A 25091-nucleotide genomic window follows, 5' to 3' on the forward strand; every position below is an offset into this window, starting at 1 on the left:
CCTGCATGGGAAACGACGTGTTCCTGATGGCCGCCGATTGTTATCGGATCTCGGCCTGGTAGATGAATTCACTGGCGGGCCCGCGCGAGCGGCGCCATTCCAGCGGCTGCCTGTCGTAGCCATACGCGAGTCGCTCGATCACGACGGCAGGCGTACCCGGTTCGATGCGCAACAGCCGTGCATGCAGCGGGTCGATCGCTTCGACGGTCAGGGTTTCCGTGGCGGAGGCCACGACCTGATTGCACTGTGCCTCATACACGGGATACAGCAGATCACCGACTTCGTTGAGATCCATCTGCGCAAACGCGGCAAAACGGACGTAGGGCAGCCAGATTTCTTCGGCCAGCATCGGCACATCGTCGATCAGACGCAGGCGCGACATCTGGATCACGCGCGCGCTACTCGATATCTGCAATGTTGCGGCGACCGCGGAGGGCGCATCGACAACCTCGCGGCGCAAGATGCGGCTCTCCGGAATGCGCCGTTCGCCCTGCCGCGTCTGGAAGCGGAAGAAGCGAAACAGCGAACTGTCGAAGCTCGCCCGACGCACGAATGTCCCTCTGCCCTGGAAACGCTCGAGCAGGCCTTCCGCGACGAGCAGATCGACGGCCTTTCGGACCGTGCCGACGGCCACGTCATAGCTCTTCGCGAGTGCCTGCTCGGTGGGAATCGCTTCGCCGGGCTTCCAGTGGCGTGCCGCGATCAGGGCAACCATTTCATCGCGCAAACGCTGGTAGCGCGGCAACCGGTCATCGGCGTGCATCGTATTCCTCCATCGGATTCATATATATGATTTCACGAATCGCGTTCCAGTCGGATCGGGGATAACCCTCGAAACCCTGTATTTCCTATAACGACGGGTTTCTACCGATTGTTGCCAGACCGCACACAACTAAACATATATATGAATTTTGATAACGGAGATGTGTTGTGAGCCAAATCCAGACCGCTGAGCAGGCAGTCGTGAAGAAAATCGCCTGGCGGCTCATGCCGCTGTTGGTCGTGATGTTCCTTATCGCCTTCATCGACAGGCAGAATGTCGGATTCGCCAAGCTGCAGATGGTGCACGCACTGGGAATGTCGGAAGCGTCGTATGGCCTGGGCGCGTCGCTTTTCTTCATCGGCTATCTGCTGTTCGAAGTGCCCAGCACGCTCGCGCTGCATCGCTTCGGTGCGCGCCTGTGGCTCGCGCGCATCATGGTGACGTGGGGTGCCATTACGATAGCGATGGCATTCACACGTTCGATGGAGCTCTTCTATGTGTTCCGGTTCGCGCTGGGTGTCGCGGAAGCCGGCTTCTATCCGGGCGTGATCTTTTATCTGACGCTGTGGTTTCCGCAAAGTCATCGCACCCGCATGCTCGGCTTCTTTACACTCGGCAGTGCGCTCGCCAACATGCTCGGCTCGCTCGCCGGAGGCTTGCTGCTGTCGCTCGACGGCAACCTTGGCCTCGCTGGGTGGCAGTGGGTATTCGTGGCGACGGGCGCGCCCGCGATCGTCGTTGCACTGGTGGCGTTGCGTTTCCTGCCTGAGTCAGTCGAACGCGCTCCGTTCCTGTCCGACGAGGAGAAAGATGTGATAGTCACGGCGCTGCGTCGCGAGGCGCCGACGCAAGCCGTCGCTGAGCATCCGTGGCGGGCGCTGGTCGACAGGCGCGTGCTGATGTTTGCGTGCGGCTATATGCTGATGTCCACGTCGCTCTATGGCGTGACGTACTGGCTGCCGACACTGCTCAAAAGCGGCGGCGTTTCGCATTCGTCGCTCAACGGCCTGCTCAACATGATTCCGTGGATGCTCGCCGCGCTGCTTCTGCTGTGGCTGCCCGCGAAACTGAAACGCGAGGGCGTGGTCCTCAAGGCAATGGCGATGGTGGCAGGCATCGGCGTGATCGGCTTCGCGCTAAGTCTCGTGCTGCCGGGCCTGCCGCTGCGGTTCGCCGCGCTTGTGTTGGGCGGCGCATGCATTCCGCTGCTGTATCCGTGCTTCTGGTCGCTGCCTCCGCGTTACTTTGCGGGTGCCCGTGCTGCGGCGAGTATCGCGGCGATCAATTCGATCGGCAACCTCGGCGGCTTCTTCGCGCAGAACCTGATGCCCTACGTCGGCAAGGCCGCGGGCAACGCGAGCGCCCCTATGCTGGTGCCCGTCGTCTGCCTGACGCTGCTTGGACTGGGCATGTCGATCGCGTCGGCGCGCAGTGGATCGGGCGCGCGCGTGCGAGTAACTGCGAGACAGTGAGCCAAAGATGGCGAAAAGGCGAGCGCACCCGACGCCTTCCGATCAGGCCAACCAGCTGCGACACGACCGGCCCGCGCGCAAGGTTCTGAAGTCCAGCCGCTGGCTGCTGCTGCGCAACCGCCACAACCTCGGGCCCGAACAGTCGGTGCATCTGAAGGAACTGCTGGCCGCCAACCAGCCGTTGTTATGCGTCTACCTGCTGCGCGACGACCTGAAGCGGCTTGGGTTCTATCGCAAACCGGCATGGGCGCAAAAGGCCTGGGAACAATGGATCGAGCAGGCCCGGCAAAGCGGGATAGCGGCCCTGCAGCTGTTTGCCCAGCGCCGGCAAGGCTACTGGCATGGAATCCTGGCGCGCTGTCGCCATCCACTCAATACCAGCATCGCTGAAGGGATCAACAACACCATCAAGGTCATCAAACGTCGTGCTTACGGGTACCGCGACGAAGAGTACGTCTTCCTCAAGATCCGCGCCGCGTTCCCCGGTAATCCGCGATGAACCAAAAAAAATCCGACGGAAGCGCTAACCTGCCCGCAGCAGCGAAGGCTTCTGAACGTCGTATGCGTAGCTTTCCGCATGCCCAGCGACGGATCGAGGGGAAATGACAACGTACAGGTGATTGCCGCGGTTCTGCGAGCGGTGTATCGTTCGCCCCGCTCATTCCAGGATTGTTGCCATTCACGCGGAGTCGGTTCAGCGGTGCAAACAGATGCGCTTATTGAGCAGGACATCGTGCATCTCGATCGGGTTTTGCGCGCGTTCGTTTTCCGACGCACTGCCGACGCCACCACGACGGCGTACTGGCGCAACCGGCTTCACACGCTTTTCCAGTCACTACATCTCTCCGACTATCAACTTCACCGGATCCAGGAGCTCATGCATGAGCTTCACGAGTTCGAGCAACATGGTATGCGCGACCGTTAGCGCCATGAACGCGGAGTGTGCCATCGCGATCGCAGCGATATCTGCCTTCCAGGCAACCGACGACAAACAACAACAGGTTGCGATCGTAGTAGTGCAGAGCGTGCCAATGCTTGAGATACCTGCTGACCTGGAAGATCCACTCAGATTGACATGAAGGACCGCTCCACTTAAGCGACGGAGTAGTTGGCGTTTTTCAGGATACTTCCCCACTCATAATCGCAGTGATCGGGAGTATAGGGCATCGTCCCGCCGCCGGGCGTAAACGTCAGCTCTCCGAAAAATATCTGCCCGTCATGCGCGTAGAGATCCACGCGCACGTAGCCGAGCCCATCGGCCAGCAGCATGGCAACATTGCTCAGTTCGTCCCAATTCGACGGTCGCGCCACGGCGCGCTCGCTGCGCGCGTAGTCGCCCCACGCCAGCTCAAGCCTGTTCCACCGGGGGTCATAGACATCGGCGCAAGGTTTGCCAAAACGATCGGAAATGATACCCGTATAAATTATCGGACCGTCTGGACCGTGGCCGAACATGTGCATTTTGTAATCAGCCGGAACGGTGCCCGAGCGGTCGAGAAGCAGGGTCTCAAAGAAGATCCGTGGCTGAATGCCCTTATAGTGCTGCTCACGCGCGACCCGGTAATAGTCAATGCTCAACCATCTGTCGGCAAGGCGACGCAATTCTCCGAACGATCTTTTCGACTTGTCCCAGACGACTTCGACGAAGTTGGAACCGTGATTCGCTTTCATGACGAACGATGAGGGAAGTGAGTCGAAAACCTCTTCCGTAAAAACGTCGGGGGCCGCAAGCAACGGAATAAGGTGCTTCTCCCCGATGCGTTCCCTCACGTATTCGCGAACCCTCAGCTTGTCGGTCAGACTGCTCCAGCGCGGATCCGGGTGCAGGCATCGCATCAGAATCATTTCGTTGAAAGCCGTCGGATGCTTCATGTTCGGGAACCGCCCGATTCTTCGACGATGGGAAAGAGCCAAATACAAATCGTCGGGCATAAGCGACGCTGCACCTTTGATCACGCGACGCGCGCTCCTGAAGAAGAGATTGTTCATGGTTTTGTGTCCTCCACATGCGCTAACTGCCTGCTCGGCAACTGAAAGCCTGGATGTCCGCAATCAGCACTTCGCCTCCACGTCAGTCGGCGCAGGAACCTGTGCATAAATCACGCCAGCCGCCATTTGCAGCTCACCGCGCCTGGTGGGATTAGTGGCTATGTTGGAAAGCACCCGTTTCGCATGAAATCGGTTATTGACCCAACGTTCATGCGGGTTATCGATGGCGCAAATGACCCAGATTCTGGCGTAAGGAGGCACTGGTCAAAATGTAAAAAAGGGGCGGCGTCCGTCGCTCTTTCTGGTAGCCAGGAACTATGCCGACGCCTTTGAGGCGAGGCGTGGCTGACGAGGCCAGTCCAATGATTGCAGTTGGAGACGGTTTTTTTGCCTCTGGGCGGTAGGCCGACCGCATTGAGTCAATTCGTTCGTGCGGACAGACTTCCCGCGCCTTCACGCAGCAGCAGCGAAATTCGACGTATCGCGCTTGGTGAGACCGCTTCTATGCGCATTCAATTCGTTATCGGCAACCTGAGCGACTATCACATACCACGCTATCGCGCGCTCGTGCAGCTCGCGTTGAGACACGGATGTCAGGTATCCCTCGTAGAGCTGTTCGAATACACCAGCTTCTATGACTATCCGCAAAGCGATCGCGGGGCGTTCCTGCAAGATGTGCCGTCCGAGATGATTACAGTCTTCAAAGGTACCGTTGCAGGCCGCAAGCATTGGCTGACGGTGGCGGCCCGGCTCGGCGTGATCGTCCGTGCCACGCGCCCCGACGTTGTCATCACGCTCGGCTACAACACCAGCTATTCCATTTACTTGTGTCTGCTGAGGACGCTGACGCATCGATTCAAGCTGATCTATATGTCGGACTCGAAGGCTGACGACGGCAAACGGCACCGACTCAAGGAAGCCTTAAAAAGAATCCTCGTCTCACGCTTCGATGGTGCACTTGTGGCCGGTGAGAAGCATCGTCGATACGCTGAGTCGCTCGGCATTCCCTTGCAGCGGTCACGTGTCGGCTTTGATGTCATCGACGTTGCGTACTTCCGCGACGCCGCAAGGCACGCACGCGCGCACGCCGACAGCGAACGATGCCGCTTCGCCTTGCCGACGCGATACGTGCTTTGCGTGAGCCGCTTTGTGAAGCGCAAGAATGTACCGCTCGTTTTGGAAGCGTTCGCCCGCTCAGGGCTTGCGCAAAGAGGGTTGTCCCTCGTCCTGGTCGGGCAGGGTCCGCTCGAGCAGACGATACGCGAAAAGGTTGCCGCGCTCGGGCTAAACGAGCAAGTCCTGATTTTCAGGGCGGTTCTGAACAGCGACATGCCGGCCTTTTATGCCCTCGCCGACTTCATTGTGCTCGCCAGCGCATTCGACCAGTGGGGGCTGTGCGTCAACGAGGCGATGGCTGCGGGGCGGCCAGCGATCGTGTCGCAGACTTGCGGATGCGCGAACGAAGTCGTGTACGACGGAATCAACGGTTTCATCGTTCGACCCGGCGACGTCGAGCAGCTCGCGAAGAAAATGAGGCAGCTCGCCGAAGACCATGCGCTTCGCGAAAAGCTCGCCCGCGACGCAGAAACAACAATCCATGGCTGGACACCTGAACTCTTCGCCGAAAACGCGCTCGCTCTCGCAAACGTGTGCCTAAAACGCAGTGACGCGCACGCAAGCTGAAAGGGTCGAAAGGGAATGGAAATTGCTGAATGGGAATTGCTCCCCATCCCCGCAATGCTGTTAGAAGACGCATTGGCAGGGCCGACCGCGATTTAAAGGATTCAATTTCATGGGTTTGCGAATTCTTCACGCCATCATCACGGTCAATCCTGCATATGGCGGGCCGATTGAGGGAATCGTTCAGGCGGCTCGCGAGCATCGGCGCAGAGGAAATTCAATCGAGATCCTCACGCTCGACGGACCGGACGAGCGCTCACTCGATCAGTGCGAGATTATCTGCCACCCCGTCGGCCCGGGGTTCGGCAAGTACAGGTATTCCCCCAGGCTGGTCCCATGGCTGCATGCCAACGCGCCGAAATACGACCTTGTTATTGTCAACGGCATCTGGAACTACACATCGTTTGGTGTTTGGCGTGCGCTACGCGATTCGGGGGTACCTTATTACGTATTCACGCACGGGATGCTGGATCCGTACTTCAAGCAACGCTACCCGTTAAAGCACTTCAAAAAGATGCTCTATTGGCCATGGGCGGACTATCGGGTACTTCGCGATGCAAATGCCGTGTTCTTTACGTGCGAGGAAGAGCGTCTATTGGCTCGCCAATCGTTCCGCCCGTACCGCTGCAACGAACACGTCGTCAATTACGGCACTGCGGGTGCCGTTGGCAATCCAGACACGCAGCGCGAACTTTTCCTGTCGAGTTTTCCGCATCTGCGAGGTAAAAAAAATCTGCTCTTTCTTGGGCGAATCCACGAAAAAAAGGGAATCGACCTTACTCTGAAAGCGCTGGCTCAATGTGTGAAAGACACTCCGCAAGACAGGATTAACGATGTGCAACTGATCATCGCCGGCCCCGATGAAGGCGAGTACGCGAGGGTGGTGAAGGCACTGTGCTCCGAGTTGCAGTTGACAGAAAGGGTGACGTGGACGGGAATGCTCGACAACGAGCTCAAGTGGGGCGCATTCCTTGTATCCGACGCCTTTGTGCTTAACTCGCATCAGGAGAACTTTGGGGTTTCCGTGGCGGAAGCGTTATCTGCGGGGCTGCCGACGCTGATTACAGACAAGGTCAACATCTGGCGTGAGATCGAACAGTCTCGCGCGGGCTTCGTGGATAAGGACGACCTGGCAGGGGCAGTGCGCTTATTGCACCGCTGGCTGGGCGCTTCGCGACCTGAGTGGGCCGACATGCGCACGCGCGCCAGACAGTGCTTCACTTCCCGATTTCATATCGCTCAGTCCACGCAATCTTTGCTCGACGCACTTGCCCTGTACAAGGAGACCCCGCCAAAGCGGGGGCTCTATGCTGCGAGATGGTGAGCGTGATCGTTGCCCGCGAGCGCCGGAGATGATCGTTCGAAGCATGAGCGCAACTCGTCAGGCGTGTCAGTCCCTGCAGTTACCCACACACTCCTGTTCGAGGACCGAATCATCTACCCGGATGGAGCCATTCTCGAAATGCGCATCTGGCGATTACGGGAGAGCGGCGGCGAACGCGTGAGCGAGGTGAATCATGAGCAAAATGAACGTGCATGTTGGTGGCGCGCGGGATATGGGTCGTCGATTCGCGCCGGCATTCAACCGTGCGCAGGCAGGCGAGGATTTCGAAGCCGTCTGACCGCGCCGTGGGACGCGGTGACCGCCGAGGTTTCTTTATGACCGAATCGCACACGGCCATGGATGCGCCCGATGCTGATCGTTCGCAATGAGGCGATGTTGGCGTTTAATCCGGCTAGCGACATGTACGCCTCATGCCTCTTCGCTCGGATCCATCAGTTCGATCAGGAACTGCCCCTTCGAAGGCCATTAACATCGCCACAAAATCGGTCCAGTCGACGCGCCTGCCGTCGCACAAATCACACAACGTGATCGAAGAAACGAGCGGCCCTCTTCACAGGAATGCTGGGAAGTCACGGTAGCCAGCATCAGTTGCGTCGCTGTATGCGACCTCTGTCAAATGATGCTTCCGTGTAAGTTATGCACAGAACGGGTGGATGAGGCTGTAGTCATTACCCGGGTACCTCGAATGAATAGCCCTGTTATAAGGAGTACATGTCCGATTGCCCTGCTTGAAGTCGGTCGGGACCCGGCATAACACCTGCGCAACATGCCGATCGCTGGCCTGCCGTCCGCAGCTTCGACCTGCGGGTTGAAACCGCCAACTTTTCGGACGAGATGTACGGTCATCAACGGTTGCCGGCCGCACGGGACGACCGGTTGCGCACGCATCGCCGCATCACTGCTCGATCTGCCGGTTCCAGCGCTGATCCCATTGCGCGCGATGCGCATTGATCGAATCCCAGTCGACGACCGTCACCTTCTTCACCAGATCGGTTAGATTGCCGAGGCTCTTTTGCATCGCGGGCGGCATCGTCGCATGCTCGTTGGTCGGAATCTGCTTGCCCGCTTCCGCCGCTTTCGATTGAGCCGGCGCGGACAACAGGAACTGCGCGAGCTTTTGCGCGAGCTGCGGATCGGCGTTGTTCTTCACCACGCAAAGATCGACGAGCAGCAACACCGCGCCTTCCTTCGGATTCGCATAGGCAACGGGAATGCCCTTGTCCTGCAGATCGCCGACGGCCGTCGGCGTCAGCGGAAAGAGGCCGGCTTCACCCGTCTGCACCATCTCAGAGAGCTTCGCCGAATTCGGAATATATTCGACCACATTTGGACCCACGGTGCTCGACCATTTGCTGAAGCCCGGTTCGACGTTCTGGTCACTGCCGCCCATCAAACGATTGATCGCGAGAAAGCCGTGCAGGCCGAACGTGCTGCTCGACGCCGACTGAAACACCACCTTCCCCTTGTACTTCGGATTGGCGAAGTCCAGCCATGACGTGGGCGGCGCCCAGCTCTTCTCCGCGAAGAGCTTCGTGTTGTAGCCGATGCCCGTCATGCCGAGCTGCACGCCCGCGCCGATGTCGTCTTTCATCCGCGCGAACGGATACAGCTCTTTCAGCACGGGTGCATCGTCAAGCTTCTGGCACACGCCCATGCTGACGGCACGCGCCATCACGCCATCATCGAGAAACGCGACGTGAATCTGCGGACTGTTGCGATTCGCGAGCAGCTTCGCCAGCACATCCGACGACGTGCCCGGCACCACCACCACCTTCACGTTATTCGCCTTCTCGAAGTCGGGCAGCACCTGACTTGTATAGGCCTTTTCCATCGGTCCGCCATTCATGCCGATGTAAATCGTTTTGGTTTGCGACCAGGCGGGCGCGGCAGCGCCAATTGCGAACGCGGTGGTCAGTGCCGCGACCGTGCTTGACAGCTTCATCGTGGGTCTCCTTGACATGACTAAAGAACAGCGGGGATCGCGCTTCGATCGAAGCGGCCGATCGCAAACGCATCGAGTGGCGTCGACGTCTCGCCGTCGATGACGAGGTCGGCCAACACCTCGCCGACACCGGGCGCAAGCAGAAAGCCGCCGCCCGAAAAACCGAATGCGTGCAGCACACGCGGCACTTTCTGGCTCGCGCCAATCACGGGATTGCTGTCGGGCGTTTCGCCTTCGACGCCGCTCCACGTGCGGATCAGCAATGCATCGCGCAACGCGGGCAGCAGCGCGCAGGCGTCGCGCATCACGGCGCGCGTCGTTTGCGTCGATGGTTGCGCATATTCGCCGTCGCCACGTCCGCGTCCGCCGCCGATCACGCAGTTGCCGCGCTCGACCTGGCGCGCATAGACACCGCCGCCGACCACGCCGAGGTTATGCATGATGAAGTGCGGCAACGGCTCCGTCACCCACATGTTCGGGTAGATCGGCTTCATCGGTACGGATTCGCCGAAAAAGCCCGCCACCGTATTCGCCCATGCGCCTGCGCAGTTGATCAGCCAGTCGGCGGTGATGTGCTCGTCGCCCGCGCGAATCTGAAAGCGCGTGCCATCGTGCGTGATGTGGGTCAGCGCGGTCTGCTCGCGCACGACAGCGCCCGCCCGTTGCGCCGCGCGCGCGAATGCCGGCGACACGAGGCGCGGATTCGCGTGACCGTCGCTCATGCACAGGGACCCGCCGATCGCTGCGTCGCCGAGCCACGGATAGCGCTTGCGAAACGCCGTGCCGCCCAACAGTTCGGTCGCGAGTCCATGCTCGCGCGCCATCGCGGCCCACGTTTCGAGCACGGCGAGATCGCTTTCGCGCCGCGCCAGCCGCAGATGTCCCGACGCGACGAGTTCTCCGTCGATGCCGATCAGGTCGGGCAGTCTGTCCCAGATGCGCCGCGCGCGCATCGCGAGCGGCAGTTGCTCGGCGGGTCTGCCCTGGCAACGTACGCCGCCGTAGTTGACGCCGCTCGCCTGGGCGCCGCAATAGTGCCGCTCGAACAGGCCGACACGCACGCCGCGCCGCGTGAGTGCGAGCGCGGCGGACGATCCGACCAGCCCGCCGCCCGCGATGACGACCTGATAGTGGATGGCATCACTCATCGCGCGCCTCCTCGGGAATGGCGGCAACGCCGTCGTCGAACAGCATCGGCGAAATGGGAATGGGCTTGATGGGCGCCTGGGCGCGCAGACGTCCAACGCTTTCCAGCGGACGTCCCGTTTCTTCGCTCAACAGCGCGATGGCCGCTTCGCCGCACATCCGGCCCTGACAGCGTCCCATGCCGATGCGCGTCAATGCCTTCAGCCGGTTGATCTCGCTTGCCTCTCCGTCGCGAATACAGCGGCGCAACGTGCCCGCATCGATTTCTTCGCAACGGCATACCGTCATGTCGTCGGGCCATTGCTTCGCCGGTCGCTGCGGGGGTGCGAAGGCCGCTTCGATGCCCGCGCGAAACACGGCGATGTGCTTCAGGCGCCGTTCAAGCGTCGTTGCATCGATACCGTCTGGATGCCGCGGATGCGCGATGCCGAGATCGTCGAGCAACGCGAGCGCCGCGCGGCGTCCCGCGAGTTCCGCAGCGTCCGCCCCTGCAATGCCCGCGCCGTCGCCGGCGAGGTAGACGCCCGGCACCGAACTGCGCCCGTCGTCGTCACGTTCGGGCAGCCAGCAGCGGTTCAATCGATCGAAATGGAAACGGCAGCCGGCAACATCGGCCAGCTGCGTTTCCGGCCGCAAGCCAAAGCCCAGGCCCACTGCATCGCATGTGATCGTATCGATGTGTGCCGCCGCACTGTCGTCCTGAGACGATGCCTTGAAACTAATCGCCGTCACGGCCGTCGCGCCGTCGATGCCGACCAGCGTCACATCGCGCTCGACCCGCACGCCATGCGCCTTCAGCCACGCGACGTAATAGACGCCTTTCGCGAACGTCGATGGTTGGCTGATGAGCTTCGGCGCGGCAGCGGCCTGGCGCAACAGTGCGCTCGTGTCGAGCACGGCTTCGACCTGCGCGCCCGCCTTCGCGTACTGATACGCAACGAGATACAGTAACGGACCTGTGCCCGCCAGCACGACGCGCCGCCCGATCGCACATCCTTGCGTCTTCAGCGCGACCTGCGCGCCGCCCAGCGTATAGACGCCCGGTAATGTCCAGCCGGGAACGGGCAGCACGCGATCCGTTGCACCGCTCGCGATGATCAGATGCGTGAACGGCACGCGCGCCTCGCGTCCATTGCACACCGTATCGAGGCAATGCGCTTCGCAGCCCCATACCAGCGTTTCGGGACGATAGTCGATGTGAGGCAGCAGATCGCGCATCGTCCGATGCACGGCATCGGCTTTCTTCGATTCGAAGCCGTAAAGCGCCGCCTTCGTCCGTTGAAATCCTGCACCGGCGGGCGGCTGCCGGTAGATCTGTCCGCCCCAGAGCGCGTTCTCGTCGATCACGATGGGGCAGATGCCCGCTGCAACCAGCGTCTGCGCCGCGCGAATGCCAGCGGGCCCCGCACCGACGATCACGACACGTTGCTCGCCGTTCATCGTGCGCCCCCTTTGATGGATGACACGGCATTTGTCACGACGCGCATGCCCTGCTCTACGAGCGTCGAGCACGCGCGTATCCGAGCGCCATCCTCGCAGCGCACCCAGCAATCCTGGCACGCGCCGATCAGGCAAAAGCCCGCGCGCGGCTCGCCGCTGAATTCGCTGTGATGCACGTGACGCTGCTGCGTGAGAATGGCCGTCAGCACGGTATCGCCCGTCAGCGCGCCGACTTCGACGCCATCGAGGAAGAACGACAACGGCGCGCGTCCCGTTTCGGTGACGCGTAGCAACTGGCTGTTGGGACCGGACATGTGAGCGAGAGCGGAAGAAGCCATCAGTGCTGGCCGATCAGGATCCGGTTGAGACCGTAGACGCGGTCGAGCAGCAGCATCGCGCCCGCCGTGATGAAGATGACGAGCGCGGAAACGGACGCCATCATCGGGTCGATCGATTCGGTTGCATACATGTACATCCGCACCGGTAACGTGATCGTCTGCGGCGACGTGATAAAGACCGACATCGTGAGTTCGTCGAAGCTGTTAATGAACGCGAGCAGCCAGCCGCCCGTGATGCCGGGGATGATCATCGGCAGCGTGATGCGGCGAAACGTGGTCCACGCATCGGCGCCGAGCGATGAAGCAGCGTGCTCGATGCTGCGATCGAGCCCGCTCACCGACGCCAGCACGAGGCGCATCGCGAACGGCGTGATCACGACCATGTGCGCGAGAATCAGCCACACGAAGGAACCTGTTGCGCCGATCAATGCAAAAAATCGCAGCATCGCGATGCCGAGGACGAGCCCCGGAATCACGAGCGGCGACAGCAGCAGTGCATTGAGAAAGTTGCGCCCCGGAAAACGCGCGCGGCCAATCGCAAGCCCAGCGGGCAGCGCGATCACGAGCGACAGCGTCGCCGACGCGAAAGCCAGCTTCAGGCTGGTGAAGAATGCCGTGACAAAGTCGGGATAATCGAGAATCGCGCGAAACCAGCGCAGCGAGAAACCGTGCGTCGGCAGCGTCAGCGTTTGGTCGGGCGTGAATGCGACGAGCACGACAATCGCCAGCGGCGCGAGCACGAAGAGAATCACGAGTGTGTGGAACGCGAGTGCGACAGGGCCGTTCTTGCGCATGATGGTTCGCCGGTAGGTTTGCTTGCGTGTTCGCCTCAGCCCATGCTGCGGGCGTAGCGCCGTTCAAGCACGCGGTAGTAGGTGAGCATTACGACGAGATTCGCGATCAGCAGCAGCACCGCAATCGTCGCGCCGAGCGGCCAGTTCATGGAACTCAGGAACTGGTCATAGACGGCCGTGGCCGCGACTTTCAGGCGGCGTCCGCCGAGCAGGCCCGGGATCGCGAATGCGCTCGCCGAAAGCCCGAACACCATCAGGCTGCCCGACAGGATGCCGGGCATCAGTTGCGGCAGCACGATGCGGCGCAGCGTCGTCGCGGGCGATGCCATCAGCGAAAGCGCCGCGTTCTCCGTCTGCGGATCGAGCCGTTGCAGCGCGGTCCACACGGGGATCACCATGAACGGCAACATCACGTGCACCAGCGCGATGACGATCGCGAACGTCGTGTATTCGAGCTTGTAAGGTCCGAGCCCCAACAGCGCAAACGCCTGGTTCACGAGGCCGTTCATGTTCAGCAGCATGCTCCAGCCGAACGCGCGCACGACGACCGACACCAGCAGCGGAGCCAGAATGACCAGCAGGAAGATCGAGCGCCACGGGTCGCTCATGCGCGACAGCACATACGCTTCGGGCGTGCCGATGGCGACGCACAGCACCGTCGTCAGCAGCGCGATGCCGAAGGTGCGCAGGAAGATCGTATGGAAGTACGACGAGCCGAGCACTTCGACGTAGTTGTGAAAGTCGAATGCGGCAATCGGGCCAATTGCGGGATCGAAGCGATAGAAGGTCAGCGCGAATGTCATCGCGAGCGGCACGAGCACGAGCGTGGAGAACAGCAGCAGCGCGGGCGCGCTCATCAGCCAGAGCGGCACGAATGCGTGCCACGGCGCGCGCGGCGCATGGGCGCTCGTGCCTTGCGTTGCGGGCAGCGTGCTATCCATGAGCACGCTCCTCCGCGATCAGGCGCAGCGAATCGGCATGCCAGTCGATACCCACTTGCGCGCCTTCCGAAAAGGGCTCGTTGCCCTCGTTCTGGCAGCACACGAGCATTTCGCCGACGCGGCTGTCGAGCCGGTAAAGCCACTGGCTGCCGAGAAAGAAGCGGCTCGTCACGTTGCCTGATAGACGCCCTTCGCCAGGCGCGCACAGGCGCAGCTTTTCGGGGCGGATGCACAGCGTGACGGCATCGCCGACATCGATCCCATGCGCATGTCCTTGCCCTTGTCCTCGCGAAGACAGTTGCGCGATGCTGCCTGTCTGCGCGAGATCCTGACCGAGGTCGATGCGGATCGCGTCGCCGTCGCGCGCGACGACGGTGCCCGCAAGCATGTTCGCCTTGCCGATGAACTGTGAGACGAAACGGTTTTCGGGCCGCTCGTACGCACGATACGGCGTATCGATCTGCGTGATGCGCCCCGCTTCCATCACGACCACGCGATCGCTGATCGACAGCGCTTCGGATTGATCGTGCGTGACCATGATCGTCGTCGTGCCGATCTTGCGCTGGATCGCGCGCAGCTCGAACTGCATGTCTTCCCGGAGCTTCGCGTCGAGATTCGACATCGGTTCGTCGAGCAGCAGTACGGGCGGCGCAATCACGATCGCGCGCGCAATCGCGACACGTTGCCTTTGTCCGCCTGACAACTCACGCGGAAAGCGATGCGCGAGCGAATCGAGCCGCACGAGCGCAAGCGCTTCGCGCACGCGGTGATTGCGCTCCGCTTTATCGACGCCGCGCATTTCCAGTCCGAAGCTCACGTTCTGCGCGACGCTCATGTGCGGAAAGAGCGCGTAGCTTTGAAAGACGATGCCCAGGCCGCGCCTGTTTGGCTTCGTGTGCGTGATGTCGCGGCCGTCGAGCGTGATGCGGCCGCGCGTCGTTTCGATGAAGCCCGCGATCATCTGTAGCGTCGTCGTCTTGCCGCAGCCCGACGGACCGAGCAGCGAGACGAACTCGCCCTTTTCCACCGACAGGTTGATGCCCGCGACGGCATGCAGGTCGCCGAACGACTTCGAAACATCAGTCAACGTCAGAAACGACATGGTCTTGCCCTTTCGGTGCGAGCGCACCGGCTGAATCGACGGGTGTCTGTGGTACCGACTCTAGCCAGCCAATTTTCGGTGCGTCAACGCTGAATTCCGTGGAACGAGATAAATCCAGCTCTTATTCCATCTATCGAAATAACTGATGCGTCTCCAGCGATTACTATTTCGCTATGTGTCGTCAGTGAAATTACTCATCGCGGGCTGAGCGTACAAGCATGGAGGCCCGATTGTTTTTCACGCGGCGTATCGGCTAATATTCCGTTCAATGGAATACCAATCGAGATCGCCGATGAAAGCTTCGAACGACCGGGACGCCGCGCAGCCCGACTTGCCCGGTGCAGGCATGCTGCAACGCGCGTTTGCCGTTATCCGCGCGCTCGGCGAGAGTCAACCCGAAGGCGGCCGCGTGACGCGCATCGCGAAGGCCGTCGGGCTCACGCAGGCGACCGTGCATCGCATTCTGCATGCGCTGATCGCGGAAGGCGTCGTCGAACAGGATCAGAACACGAAGCTCTATCGGCTCAGCGTCGACTTCTTTGCGCTCGCTGCGCAGGCGGGCAATCCGAGCGGCATGCGCGCGCTCTGCCGGCCAGCGCTGCTGCGGTTGTGCGCAAGCCTCGGCGATACGATCTTTCTGCTCGTCAAAAGCAGCTTCGATGCTGTGTGTCTCGACATGTGCGAAGGACCGTTTCCGATCCGCTCGTTTACAGGTGATATCGGCGGGCGCATCGCATTGGGCGTCGGTCAGGGCAGTCTCGCGATACTCGCGTTTCTCCCTGAAGCGGAGCGCGAGGAGATCATCCGCTTCAACGTCCCAAGGCTCCGAAGCTATGGCGTGCTCGACGAGGTCTATTTGCGCACGGAGATCGAACGCGTGCGGCAGCTAGGCTACGCCGGGCGCAATAGCGGCGTGCTCGAAGGTATGGCAGGGGTCGCTGTGCCAATCATCGATCGCACAGGTTGCGCGGTGGCGGCGCTCAGCGTCGGCACGTTGTCGGCGCGCCTGGGCGAGGACCGTTTGCCGATGGTCGTCGAACTGCTCAGGCGACAAGCGGACCTCATCGGCCCACAGGTGAATCCGTTCGACGTCGCGATGCGGCGGCCGATGCATGGACTCACGCGCGCGATGACGACGGAGCCGATTGCCTGACGGTGCCGGGTGTTATGTCAAGCTGATGCACCCGCGTGTACCCCGCCTCCCCTTCCCAGCACCGCCTGTTGAGCGAAGCTATCTGCGCTGCTTATTGGCTTCAGCCGCATGCATGTCACGCGGCTCGTGCAGAGGTGGCCGGACGGCAAGCGTCTGCTGTATCTGCGTGGCACGCCGTCGAATGCATTTGCCCGGCGCTACCCTGACGCCGACCTGCAAATAACATATGAGACCCGCATCATTGATCGAGCACGAATTGTCGGACGAAGCCCAATTCAGGACCCGGCTCCCTTCCCGGCCGTGCCTCAGTGCTCTGCGTCGGCGCACGACCGATGACGCACGGTCATCGGGATGTAATATCCTGTTCCAAAGTTCTCCGCGAGCGGCGCTGGGTGCGTCCCTTCAATGGCCACCCGTCGAACTCGATGGAGTCCATGGGGAACAGCATGAGGGGCTTCCTTCTCGCATTGGCGTGCACGTGGACGCTGTCGGTCGCCACGGCGCAGGGCTTGTTGCCTGTCCCCGCATCCGGAGCGCCGGTTGCGGCGAAGGACTTCCTGGCCCGGGCAAAGCGAGTGGTCGACGCTGCTGCGCGACCCGCTGCGCCCTGGAACGGGCCGCGTAATGGGCCACGCGCGCAATCCGGGAAACACATCGCCGTCGTCGCCGAGGATTTGCGCAACGGCGGCATCCTCGGTGTGGTCGATGGCGTACTGGAGGCGGCCAGGGTCATAGGTTGGAGCGTGAAGATCTTCGACTCTGCCGGCGCGGCCGACCTGCGGCAGAAGATGCTCGCGAATGCGCTCGCAAGCCGTCCCGACGGTCTCATCATTGCTGGCGGCGACGTACGCACCCTGCTGCCGGGGCTGCGGCCGTTTGCCGAGCAAAGCATTCCGATGGTCGGCTGGCATGTCGCGAGCCGCGCCGGACCGGTGCCGGGCACGCCCGTCGCGATGAACGTGTCGACGGATCCGCTCGAGGTCGCGCGCGTGACCGCGCTGGCCGCCATCGCGCAGTCCGGCGGGCATGCGGGCGTCGTCATCTTCACCGATACCAGTTTTCGTATTGCACAGGAGAAGTCCGACGCAATGGCTGCCATCGTGCGCGCGTGCAGCGGCTGCACCTTGCTCGAAGTGCGCGACGTGGCAATTTCGCACAGCCAGGAACTGATGCCGCGCACGACTCGCGCCCTGCTCGCACACTACGGCCCGCGCTGGACCTGTGCGCTGGCGATCAACGACATCTACTTCGACTACGCCGCCCCGGTGCTGACTCAGGCGGGAATCCCAAACGCTGCAATGATCATGCTGTCGGCCGGCGACGGCAGCGAGCCCGCCTTCCTGCGCATCCGTACAGGCACGTTCCAGACGGGCACCGTGGCCGAACCGCTGAATCTGCACGGCTGGCAGCTGGTCGACGAAATGAACAGGCTCTTCGCCGGCGACGGCGTCACGGGTTACGTGAGCCCGGTGCATCTCGTGACGGCGGACAACATCGCCGTGGACAGTGGCGATCGTCTGCTCTACGACCCTGACAACGGCTATCGCGACATCTATCGTCGCATCTGGCAACGCCCGTGAAACTCCCGCTCCCACAATCGCTCACCGCGCAGTTTGCACTCGTTGTTTCGTGCCTCGCCGCACTGGTGGCCATGGTCGGTGGCACAACCATTTACTCGTTGACCAGTTCGGCCCACTCGATCCGCCAGTTGGCCGAAGAGCGGCTCGCGCGCCTCGCGGATGCGCAGGATCTGGCGCAGCACACGCTGACGATCGAACGCCTCGCGTTCCAGTTGTCTCATGACGATACGGTCCAGGCCGTGCGCGAGACGCATCGGGTGGTGCTTGAACAACTGGCATCCTTTGACGGCCTCGTGGACCGCCTGGCCTCTGCGACGGAAAGTGACGACCAGGGTGTCGACGCGCTGGCGCTATATCGATCGAGCCAGCGCTTTCGCAACATCGTCAATATTGAGGCGCAGGTGCGCGAGACCGCGCTCGGCGCCGGAACTGCGCCGGCGTCCGCGCAACGGCCAGGCGTGTCGTTGGCCAGCCTCGACGAGGATCTGCGCCGCGCGGCCGACGGCCTCGCTGCCGCCGCGCACCAGCAGTCGGACTATTTGACGCGCGATTACCGCGAAGCAGTCCAGAATCTCGCCGATCGCACAGACCGCATCCGCAAATGGGTTGGCGGCGAAGTCGTAGTGAGCCTGCTGCTCGCCTGGTTGATTGCCCGCGAATTCCTGGGTCGCCATGTCGTGGCGCGGCTGCGCCGGGTCAGCCATTTTCTGCGGCACGGCGAGGCCGGGACTACGCAAGCCGGGGTCCCCGTGCGCGGCGGCGACGAAATTGCCGACATGGCGCGCGCGGTCGAGCAGTTTCTCGAAGACCGGCGTCAGCGCCGCCAGGCCGAGAATGCGCTGAGGGAGCTCAACGCCGGACTCGAGGCGCGCGTCGCACAGCGCACGGCCGAACTCACTACGGCGCTTGCGGGCCAGGCGGCCGAAATCGCCGAACGCCAGCATGCCGAAGAGGCCGTCCGGGAGAGCGAGAACTTTCTCAACAGCATCGTCGAAAACATCCCGGACACGGTCTTCGTCAAGGAGGCATCGACCCTGCGCTTCGTGCGCTTCAACAAGGCGGCAGAACAACTGCTCGGCTACCGGCGCGAGGAACTCCTCGGTCGATCCGTTCACGACCTGTTTCCCGCAGAGGAGGCCGAATTCTTTGCGCTGAAGGATCGTGCCGTGCTGGAGTCGCGACAGATGATCGACGTGCCGGAGGAGCCGGTCCATACGCGCCATGGGCTGCGCCTCGTGCACACGATGAAAATCCCGATCCTCGATGTGCGCGGCGAGCCGCAGTTCCTGCTCGGCATCTCGCGTGACATCACGGAGCAGCGGCATGCCGAAGAGGAATTGCGGCGCTATCGCGAGCACCTCGAAGATATGATCCGCGAGCGAACGGCGGAACTGGCCGTTGCCAAGGAACATGCCGATGCGGCCAACCAGGCAAAGAGTGACTTCCTCGCGCACATGAGCCACGAACTGCGCACGCCGCTGAACGGGATTCTCGGTTACGCGCAAATCCTCAAACACGAAAAGACCCTGGATCAACGCCAGATCGACGGGCTCACAGTGATTCAGCGCAGCGGCGAACACCTGCTTTCGCTCATCGACGACATCCTGGATATGGCCAAAATCGAGGCCGGAAAAATGGAGCTCAACCTCTCCGACGTTCCGCTCGAACGGTTCATCTACTTCATCGCCGAGACGATTCGGGTGAAGGCAACGGAAAAGGGCCTGGCCTTCGCTAGCGAGATGGCGCCAAATCTGCCCGCCGGTGTGCGGATGGACGAAATACGGCTGCGCCAGGTGCTGCTCAACCTGCTGTCTAATGCAATCAGATTTACCGAGCAGGGAAGCGTGCGTCTGAGCCTGGGCTTCACGCCACCCGCGCGACTACGTTTCGAGGTGCGGGACACCGGCATCGGCATAGATGAAACGCGCCTGGAGGCAATTTTCAGGCCTTTCGAGCAAGTGAGCGAGGCCCGCCAACGGTTTGGCGGCACCGGGCTCGGCCTCGCCATCAGCCGGCAACTCGTGCGCCTGATGGGAGGCGATATTCATGTCGAGAGCCGCTGCGGCACTGGCAGCACCTTCTCGTTTGAACTGAACGTCCTGGTGGTGGCGCCTCCAGCGGCCGTCGCTACGCCCGAACGGCTCGCAAGCGGTTACAAGGGACCGCGCAAGACTGTCCTGGTCGTGGATGACGTTGCGGAGAACCGTGCCGTGTTGGTCGATATGCTTGCTCCCCTCGGATTCGACATCGCGGAGGCCGGTAATGGATTGGAAGCTCTGGAGAAAGCCAAAGCCGTGCATCCTGCGCTCGTCCTGATGGATGTCGTCATGCCGGGGATGGACGGGCTTGAAGCCACGCATCGGCTGCGCCAGATGCCGGAGTTCCGGGAGCTGCCCATCGTCGCAGTCTCCGCGGGTGCCTCGAGGACCGATGCGGCGCAAAGTCTGGCGGCCGGGGCGAATGCGTTTCTCGCCAAACCGATTGATCTCAACGGGCTATTGTCACAGGTCGCCGCCCTACTGAATGTGGAGTGGAGCGACGAAGCTACAGAGGCACAAGTCAGTGGACCGGGTCAAGCGGCTGTATCTGTTGCCAATCCTTCTACCGGGACCCTGATCGCACCGCCGCCGCAGGAGATCGAAACGCTGCACCACCTGGCGCGCCTCGGCGACATGCGTGCCATCGTGCAACACGCCGCACACGTGACCGAGCTTGATGAGCGCTATCGTCCTTTCGCAGACCATCTCTGCCGGCTGGCGAAGGCTTACCGGTCCAAGGCAGTCCTCGGCTTCGTCGAGCAGTATCTTCAAAAGAGGCAAATCGAATGATTTGGGCCGCGGGACCCGAACCCGCTTCGTCCGCCGTTGCCTTCAATATTTGCGATAGACACAAGTTCATTGCTGATTGACGCGAGCATCGCTGAAGTACGACAGCGTCGTCGCCCATCTAGCCGACGCCGTTGCCAAATTCGACGCCAACTTTCTCGGGGATAGTCGCGTTTCGCTGCGGTTTTCGTTACGGCCAGGTTCTTCGCAATTGGCTAACTCGTCACCGCATCCCTGCTTTTTCTCGCGACTACCTTCCTGCTGGCGGACTCTGGCTCGCTGGTTCATTCATCGCCGCCTTTTGGCTGGAGCAGCCTTTGAAGCAGTGGTTGCCCCGGCCTGGCGTGCAATCAAATGAACAACCGTTTGCACAACCGGCCGCGTTGCAAAAAATTGGCCTATCTGACAGAACCGAATTATTCACATCCAGTGGAGGCGAGCATCCTTCTACTCGACGATCAATCTATGCCGGACCGCGTACCGGATCACCTCGGCATTGTTGGAAAGCCCGAGCTTCTGCATCAGTCGCATCTTGTGTGTACTGATCGTTTTCGCGCTGAGCGCGCACGCGTCGGCGATTTCGTTGATGCTCCTGCCCGCCCAGAACGCTTTCGAATTATCAACGCCCCCCGCCGATGAGGCCTGTCTCGTACTTTTGCGCACGCAGTTGAGCGCGTCACCCCTGGCGTCCGGCACACTGGCCGTACTGCTGCATTACTGCGACGATTGTTGCATCGCCACCTTCTCGCTTTCGCGGACGAAGCTCGATGACGATTGCGGACGCGAAAAAGCGCCAAAGGAACGATCCTCGAAGCGCCTGAGGCGATGATGTCCGAGCCGGTTATGGGAACAGGATCGAGAGGTAATCGGGCTTGCAATTGAGAATCCGTAGCCCGTCAATGCGGTCGGCGATGGTAGTACCATCGCCAACTGGCGGAAAGAGCACCTTTCGGCACACCCGCGCACGTCACGTGCGTCTCGCGCGCAGGACGACGCCAGGATGATCATCTTTTTTATCAGAAGACCGCCGGACCATGCCCCCGTGTCTTCCGTCGCGCAGCAAATCCATATGCCATCAAACCGTTACAGGCATTGCTGAGTGATTTATGGGGACGAGATTGCGGCACGGACCTGCCAAATCGCATTTGGAAAAAGGCGATCTAAAGATTCAACGCCACCGTCTCGCTAGCTGTTGCCTCAGGATGCGCGTTGTCGAATCGCCGGATGATGTCACGGATCCGCGGGTAGATATGCGTTCTCCAACGGCTTCCGGAGAAGATCCCGTAGTGGCCGCATTCCGCGACTGTCAGGCAGTACCGGTTTGACGGATCAATCGCAGTGCAAAGGTCATGAGCGGCGTGCGTCTGACCTTGCCCGCAGATATCGTCGTTTTCGCCTTCAACGGTAATCAGCACGGTGTCGCGGATCGCTTCTGGACACACCCGCTCGCCGTTGACCGTCCACGTTCCGCGCGCGAGCGCGAAGTCCTGAAAGACGACACGTACTGTCTCGAGATAGTACTCGGCCGCCATGTCCAGGACCGCGTTATATTCGTCGTAAAAGGTCCGGTGTTTGCGTGCGGCCTCCGTATTGCCCGTCGACACCGCGCGATAGTAGTCGGCATGCGCCTTCAGATGACGATCGGGATTCATCGACATGAAGGCCATGTGCTGGCGAAAGCCGGGATACACTTCGCGTCCCGCGCCAGCGTGCAGGCGCGGGACAGTGTTGATCAGCGTGCGCGCAAACCAGTCGAGCGGCTTGCTCACGGCGAGCCGGTTCACGACGGTGGGGCTCCGGCGTGCATCGACGGGGCCGCCCATCAACGTGACACTCGCGGGAGTGCATCCATGTCCAGCTGCGGACAATGCGATCGCGCCGAGGACTGGAACCGTCGACTGGCAAACGGCCACGACGTGAACTTCCGGGCCGAGGTAATCGATGAACTCCTGTACGTAGGCGACATAGTCGTGCAAATGGAAAGTGCCGCGCGCGACGGGCACGTGACGTGCATCGAGCCAGTCGGTGATGTAGACGTCGAAGTCCGGCAACATGGCGCGTACCGTATCGCGCAACAGGGTCGCATGATGGCCGGACAGCGGCGCGACGAGGAGTACGACAGGATGTCTGCAATCGGTCGCCCGCTCGAAACGGACAAGACGGCAGAATGCCTTCTCCAGCACGACGCTTTCTCGCACCGCGACCCGCTGACCCGCCATGTCCGTATATGTGAGACCGAACTGCGGTTTGTCGTAATGCCTGAACAGCCGAACCAGCAGATCACAACCCGCTGCAACTTGCCGGCACGGAGCAGCATGAGTTATGTGGTCGACTTTTGCCAGCAGTTCTGCCGTCGCCTGCAACCAGGGAAGCGCAGGTGCCCACATCATGCTTTGCCATTCGCGCCACGCGTATAACATATCAGTGCCTCGTCGATTAAGCGGGAGTTGCGGCCGGCAGGCGCCCGTTGACGCGAGGCTCGAGAGATTGGGCACCGGGCATGCGCGTGAGGCGCCCGGGAATCGTGGTTGCGAGGCCTGTTGTGTTCTACCGTTCACGACCGGCAGCTTACGTGATATGAGGCGGCGGCTTGCTCGGCATCGCCGGAAACCGACGTACGAATGGGCTGAACTTTTGTTAAGGATTTCCTGATGGCTGCCAATACGCAAGACAGGCCGCCTTTGCGGTGACTTGCTGGGTTGTATCACGCGCCTGCTACTGTAAGCGCTGCTGACCACGCAGACGCCGCCTTGCAAGTGCATTCGGGCGCGATAGCGATCCGCACATCATAGCCGACCGCCTTATTGCAACAGAACCCTGTCCGGAGGGCAGCGATACGGGTTGCGACGTTCCGCTTATGGAAGTGCGTCGGGTTAGGTGACCGACGTGGCTGGACCTGGGCAATACCGGCATGATCTTCTACCCAACGGACCGCCAGGCCCACAGAAACGCTCATTCACATCAGTTCGTCAATGTGGCATGAACGCGGTTTTATGCGCGACAGGTTTTTCGTGAACCATGCTTCTCGTCCGCATCGAAATGCTGTAATTTTTGTGCGTTGCACGTAAGACAGCGTTTGCGATGGCGATCGACTGCAGCCTACGGCTGCAAACCGGTTCAGCGACCTCGAAGAGGGGCAAGCCCATGCCTGTGACTGTCGTGTGGCGGGAAAATGTTGCGTCGCGCCGGCGCAACCTGGTGGAAGTGGCGATCCTCATCGCGGTGATCATGCTGACGCTGGTCGCCGGCTATCAGTTCGAATCGGCACGCACGCAGGCGAGGCAAACAGCCATCGCGCAGGACATCAACGACTCCATCAGGCGCATCGTCACAGCCAGCCGCGTGGATGAGCGACGACTTGCCAACCTTGCGGGCAAACCCTGTTCCGAGATCGGGGCGGAGCTTACCCTGCGGGATGTGTTCGTTCCGTATCGCCGGTCCGCCATGATGGTGCAGGACGGGCACGTGTACTGTGCGACGCTACTTGGAACCCTGTCCATTCCCCTCACGGCCTACCTCCCCCGTGGCGACGGTGCGCAACAGATCGCGTTCCTCGCCGGCACGCCGATGATGCCTGGCGTGCCCGTCATGGCGATCTATGCCCCGATCGACACAAGTCGCGGCGTCCTGTACATCGTCGAAGGTGCGTATATCGCGGATGTTCTGGCCCGTGCCCGGGCCTCGGGAGCAACAGGGGCATCAGTCTCGGACGGATCCGGCGGTACCATGACCAGCGATAACCGCTTCGTGAAGGCGGATGTGCGCACTTCAAGCCTGAATGACATTCAGGTCCGCGTCGAACCGGACACTGTGAAGCAACGGTCCGACCTGATCCTGACCGAGATCTTCGCGCTGTTTGTTGGCCTCATTGTGTGTGCGGTTCTGATCGGGGGATATAACGCCGGATTCACGCCGCGCCAGCGCCTGGAAAGACAGGTTCGCGCCGGTCTGCGCCGGGGCGAGTTCCATGTCGAGTATCAGGCGATCGTCGATCTGCAGACGGGTCAGTGGGTGGGTGCCGAGGCGCTCCTGCGCTGGCGGCATCCGCGTCTGGGCGTAATCATGCCGGGCACATTCATCAGTGAGATAGAGACAACTTCTGTCATTGCTCCCCTGACCGACTTCGTACTCGCCACGGCGCTGGCTGAACTTGAGTCCTGTGCATTTCCGGATGGCTTTCGCGTGAACGTGAATCTCGCCCCAAAGCATATCGGGATGCACTGTTTTCCACATGACATCAGCGCAACGCTGAAACAGAAACAGACCCGCTTTCAGGTCGTACTCGAGATCACGGAGCGCGGATTGCTTGAAGGTCTCGCTGCCAGCTACGGGAATCTGATGAGCCTCAAGACGCACGGCGTGAAATACGCGGTAGACGATTTCGGCACCGACAACAGCAATCTCGCCCTCCTGCAACGGTTTCCGTTCGACTACATCAAGATCGACCGGCAGTTCACGCTCGGCGCGGCCAGTCAGGGCCGCCAACTGGTCGAGGGGATTGCCTACCTCGCAGGCAAGCTTCATCTCACGGTGGTCGCAGAAGGCGTCGAGGAGGCCGAACAACGTGATGCACTCAGGGAG

General features: G+C 61.3%; 20 protein-coding genes and 1 pseudogene. 9 read left to right on the forward strand and 12 right to left on the reverse strand.

Features of this window, described 5'->3' with window-relative positions; translation table 11 throughout:
• Window positions 1–40: 40 nt before the first annotated feature.
• Complete coding sequence (locus BMW76_RS35655; RefSeq protein ID WP_090873513.1) at window positions 41–763, reverse strand: GntR family transcriptional regulator; 723 nt, start codon at window positions 761–763, stop codon at window positions 41–43.
• Between the two features lie 224 nt (window positions 764–987).
• Between BMW76_RS35655 and BMW76_RS35660 the strand changes: the two genes are divergently transcribed.
• From BMW76_RS35660 to BMW76_RS41480, 3 genes are all read left to right on the forward strand, one after another.
• The gene (locus tag BMW76_RS35660) at window positions 988–2235 is read left to right on the forward strand and encodes an MFS transporter (protein ID WP_090873536.1); all 1248 of its coding nucleotides are present in this window, start codon (window positions 988–990) and stop codon (window positions 2233–2235) included.
• Complete coding sequence (locus BMW76_RS35665) at window positions 2222–2734, forward strand: ISL3 family transposase (protein ID WP_456090569.1); 513 nt, start codon at window positions 2222–2224, stop codon at window positions 2732–2734. Before BMW76_RS35660 ends, BMW76_RS35665 begins: the two co-directional genes overlap by 14 nt.
• A 382-nt stretch (window positions 2735–3116) precedes the next feature.
• Window positions 3117–3314, forward strand: coding sequence for a hypothetical protein (locus tag BMW76_RS41480; RefSeq protein ID WP_177200591.1), 198 nt, complete (start codon window positions 3117–3119; stop codon window positions 3312–3314).
• 13 nt (window positions 3315–3327) lie between these two features.
• On the opposite strand, the gene BMW76_RS35675 is transcribed toward BMW76_RS41480, so the two are convergent.
• Window positions 3328–4224: an ATP-grasp fold amidoligase family protein gene (locus BMW76_RS35675; protein WP_090873515.1), complete on the reverse strand. Its 897-nt coding sequence runs from the start codon at window positions 4222–4224 to the stop codon at window positions 3328–3330.
• Between the two features lie 372 nt (window positions 4225–4596).
• Here BMW76_RS35675 and BMW76_RS35680 point away from each other — a divergent pair, with 372 nt between their 5' ends.
• Together BMW76_RS35680 and BMW76_RS35685 are read left to right on the forward strand one after the other, a co-directional pair.
• Entirely contained in the window at window positions 4597–5907 is a 1311-nt protein-coding gene (locus tag BMW76_RS35680) for a glycosyltransferase family 4 protein (protein WP_245763529.1), read from the forward strand.
• A gap of 109 nt (window positions 5908–6016) precedes the next feature.
• Complete coding sequence (locus BMW76_RS35685) at window positions 6017–7228, forward strand: glycosyltransferase (protein WP_090873517.1); 1212 nt, start codon at window positions 6017–6019, stop codon at window positions 7226–7228.
• A 412-nt stretch (window positions 7229–7640) separates the two neighbouring features.
• Here the strand turns inward: BMW76_RS35685 and BMW76_RS42995 are convergent, their stop codons facing one another.
• The 8 genes from BMW76_RS42995 to BMW76_RS35725 form a co-directional block, all read right to left on the reverse strand.
• On the reverse strand, window positions 7641–7772 hold the full coding sequence (locus BMW76_RS42995; protein ID WP_456090561.1) for a DUF7713 domain-containing protein: 132 nt from the start codon (window positions 7770–7772) through the stop codon (window positions 7641–7643).
• Between the two features lie 372 nt (window positions 7773–8144).
• A complete protein-coding gene (locus BMW76_RS35695; protein WP_090873519.1) occupies window positions 8145–9191 on the reverse strand; it encodes an ABC transporter substrate-binding protein in 1047 nt (348 codons plus the stop codon).
• 20 nt (window positions 9192–9211) lie between these two features.
• Entirely contained in the window at window positions 9212–10339 is a 1128-nt protein-coding gene (locus BMW76_RS35700; protein ID WP_090873520.1) for an NAD(P)/FAD-dependent oxidoreductase, read from the reverse strand.
• Complete coding sequence (locus tag BMW76_RS35705) at window positions 10332–11777, reverse strand: FAD/NAD(P)-dependent oxidoreductase (protein WP_090873521.1); 1446 nt, start codon at window positions 11775–11777, stop codon at window positions 10332–10334. Before BMW76_RS35705 ends, BMW76_RS35700 begins: the two co-directional genes overlap by 8 nt.
• Window positions 11774–12115 carry a (2Fe-2S)-binding protein gene (locus tag BMW76_RS35710; protein ID WP_177200592.1) on the reverse strand — a complete coding sequence of 114 codons (342 nt, stop codon included), beginning with the start codon at window positions 12113–12115 and terminating at the stop codon, window positions 11774–11776. Before BMW76_RS35710 ends, BMW76_RS35705 begins: the two co-directional genes overlap by 4 nt.
• Entirely contained in the window at window positions 12115–12909 is a 795-nt protein-coding gene (locus BMW76_RS35715; protein ID WP_090873523.1) for an ABC transporter permease, read from the reverse strand. The genes BMW76_RS35710 and BMW76_RS35715 overlap by 1 nt, the downstream gene beginning before the upstream one ends.
• Before the next feature lie 35 nt (window positions 12910–12944).
• Entirely contained in the window at window positions 12945–13850 is a 906-nt protein-coding gene (locus BMW76_RS35720) for an ABC transporter permease (RefSeq protein WP_090873524.1), read from the reverse strand.
• Complete coding sequence (locus BMW76_RS35725) at window positions 13843–14952, reverse strand: ABC transporter ATP-binding protein (RefSeq protein ID WP_090873525.1); 1110 nt, start codon at window positions 14950–14952, stop codon at window positions 13843–13845. The genes BMW76_RS35720 and BMW76_RS35725 overlap by 8 nt, the downstream gene beginning before the upstream one ends.
• 292 nt (window positions 14953–15244) lie before the next feature.
• On the opposite strand from BMW76_RS35725, the gene BMW76_RS35730 reads away from it, so the two are divergent.
• The 3 genes from BMW76_RS35730 to BMW76_RS35740 all read left to right on the forward strand — a co-directional run bounded on the left by BMW76_RS35730 (window position 15245) and on the right by BMW76_RS35740 (window position 20513).
• Entirely contained in the window at window positions 15245–16105 is an 861-nt protein-coding gene (locus tag BMW76_RS35730; protein WP_090873526.1) for an IclR family transcriptional regulator, read from the forward strand.
• Window positions 16106–16551: 446 nt separating this feature from the next.
• Entirely contained in the window at window positions 16552–17685 is a 1134-nt protein-coding gene (locus BMW76_RS35735; protein WP_090873527.1) for a substrate-binding domain-containing protein, read from the forward strand.
• Window positions 17682–20513 (forward strand): ATP-binding protein, encoded by a 2832-nt coding sequence (locus BMW76_RS35740; protein WP_090873528.1) that lies wholly within the window; start codon window positions 17682–17684, stop codon window positions 20511–20513. Before BMW76_RS35735 ends, BMW76_RS35740 begins: the two co-directional genes overlap by 4 nt.
• 444 nt (window positions 20514–20957) lie before the next feature.
• On the opposite strand, the pseudogene BMW76_RS35745 reads toward BMW76_RS35740, so the two are convergent.
• Together BMW76_RS35745 and BMW76_RS35750 are read right to left on the reverse strand one after the other, a co-directional pair.
• A pseudogene (locus BMW76_RS35745) lies at window positions 20958–21110 on the reverse strand (response regulator transcription factor); the annotation flags it as partial.
• A 560-nt stretch (window positions 21111–21670) separates the two neighbouring features.
• Complete coding sequence (locus BMW76_RS35750) at window positions 21671–23266, reverse strand: polyhydroxyalkanoate depolymerase (protein WP_245763530.1); 1596 nt, start codon at window positions 23264–23266, stop codon at window positions 21671–21673.
• Between the two features lie 388 nt (window positions 23267–23654).
• Here BMW76_RS35750 and BMW76_RS35755 point away from each other — a divergent pair.
• Window positions 23655–25091 (forward strand): EAL domain-containing protein (locus BMW76_RS35755; RefSeq protein ID WP_090873537.1); only part of this gene is annotated, 1437 nt, incomplete at its 3' end.

Origin of the sequence: Paraburkholderia diazotrophica (assembly GCF_900108945.1) — a bacterium.
GTDB lineage: Bacteria > Pseudomonadota > Gammaproteobacteria > Burkholderiales > Burkholderiaceae > Paraburkholderia > Paraburkholderia diazotrophica.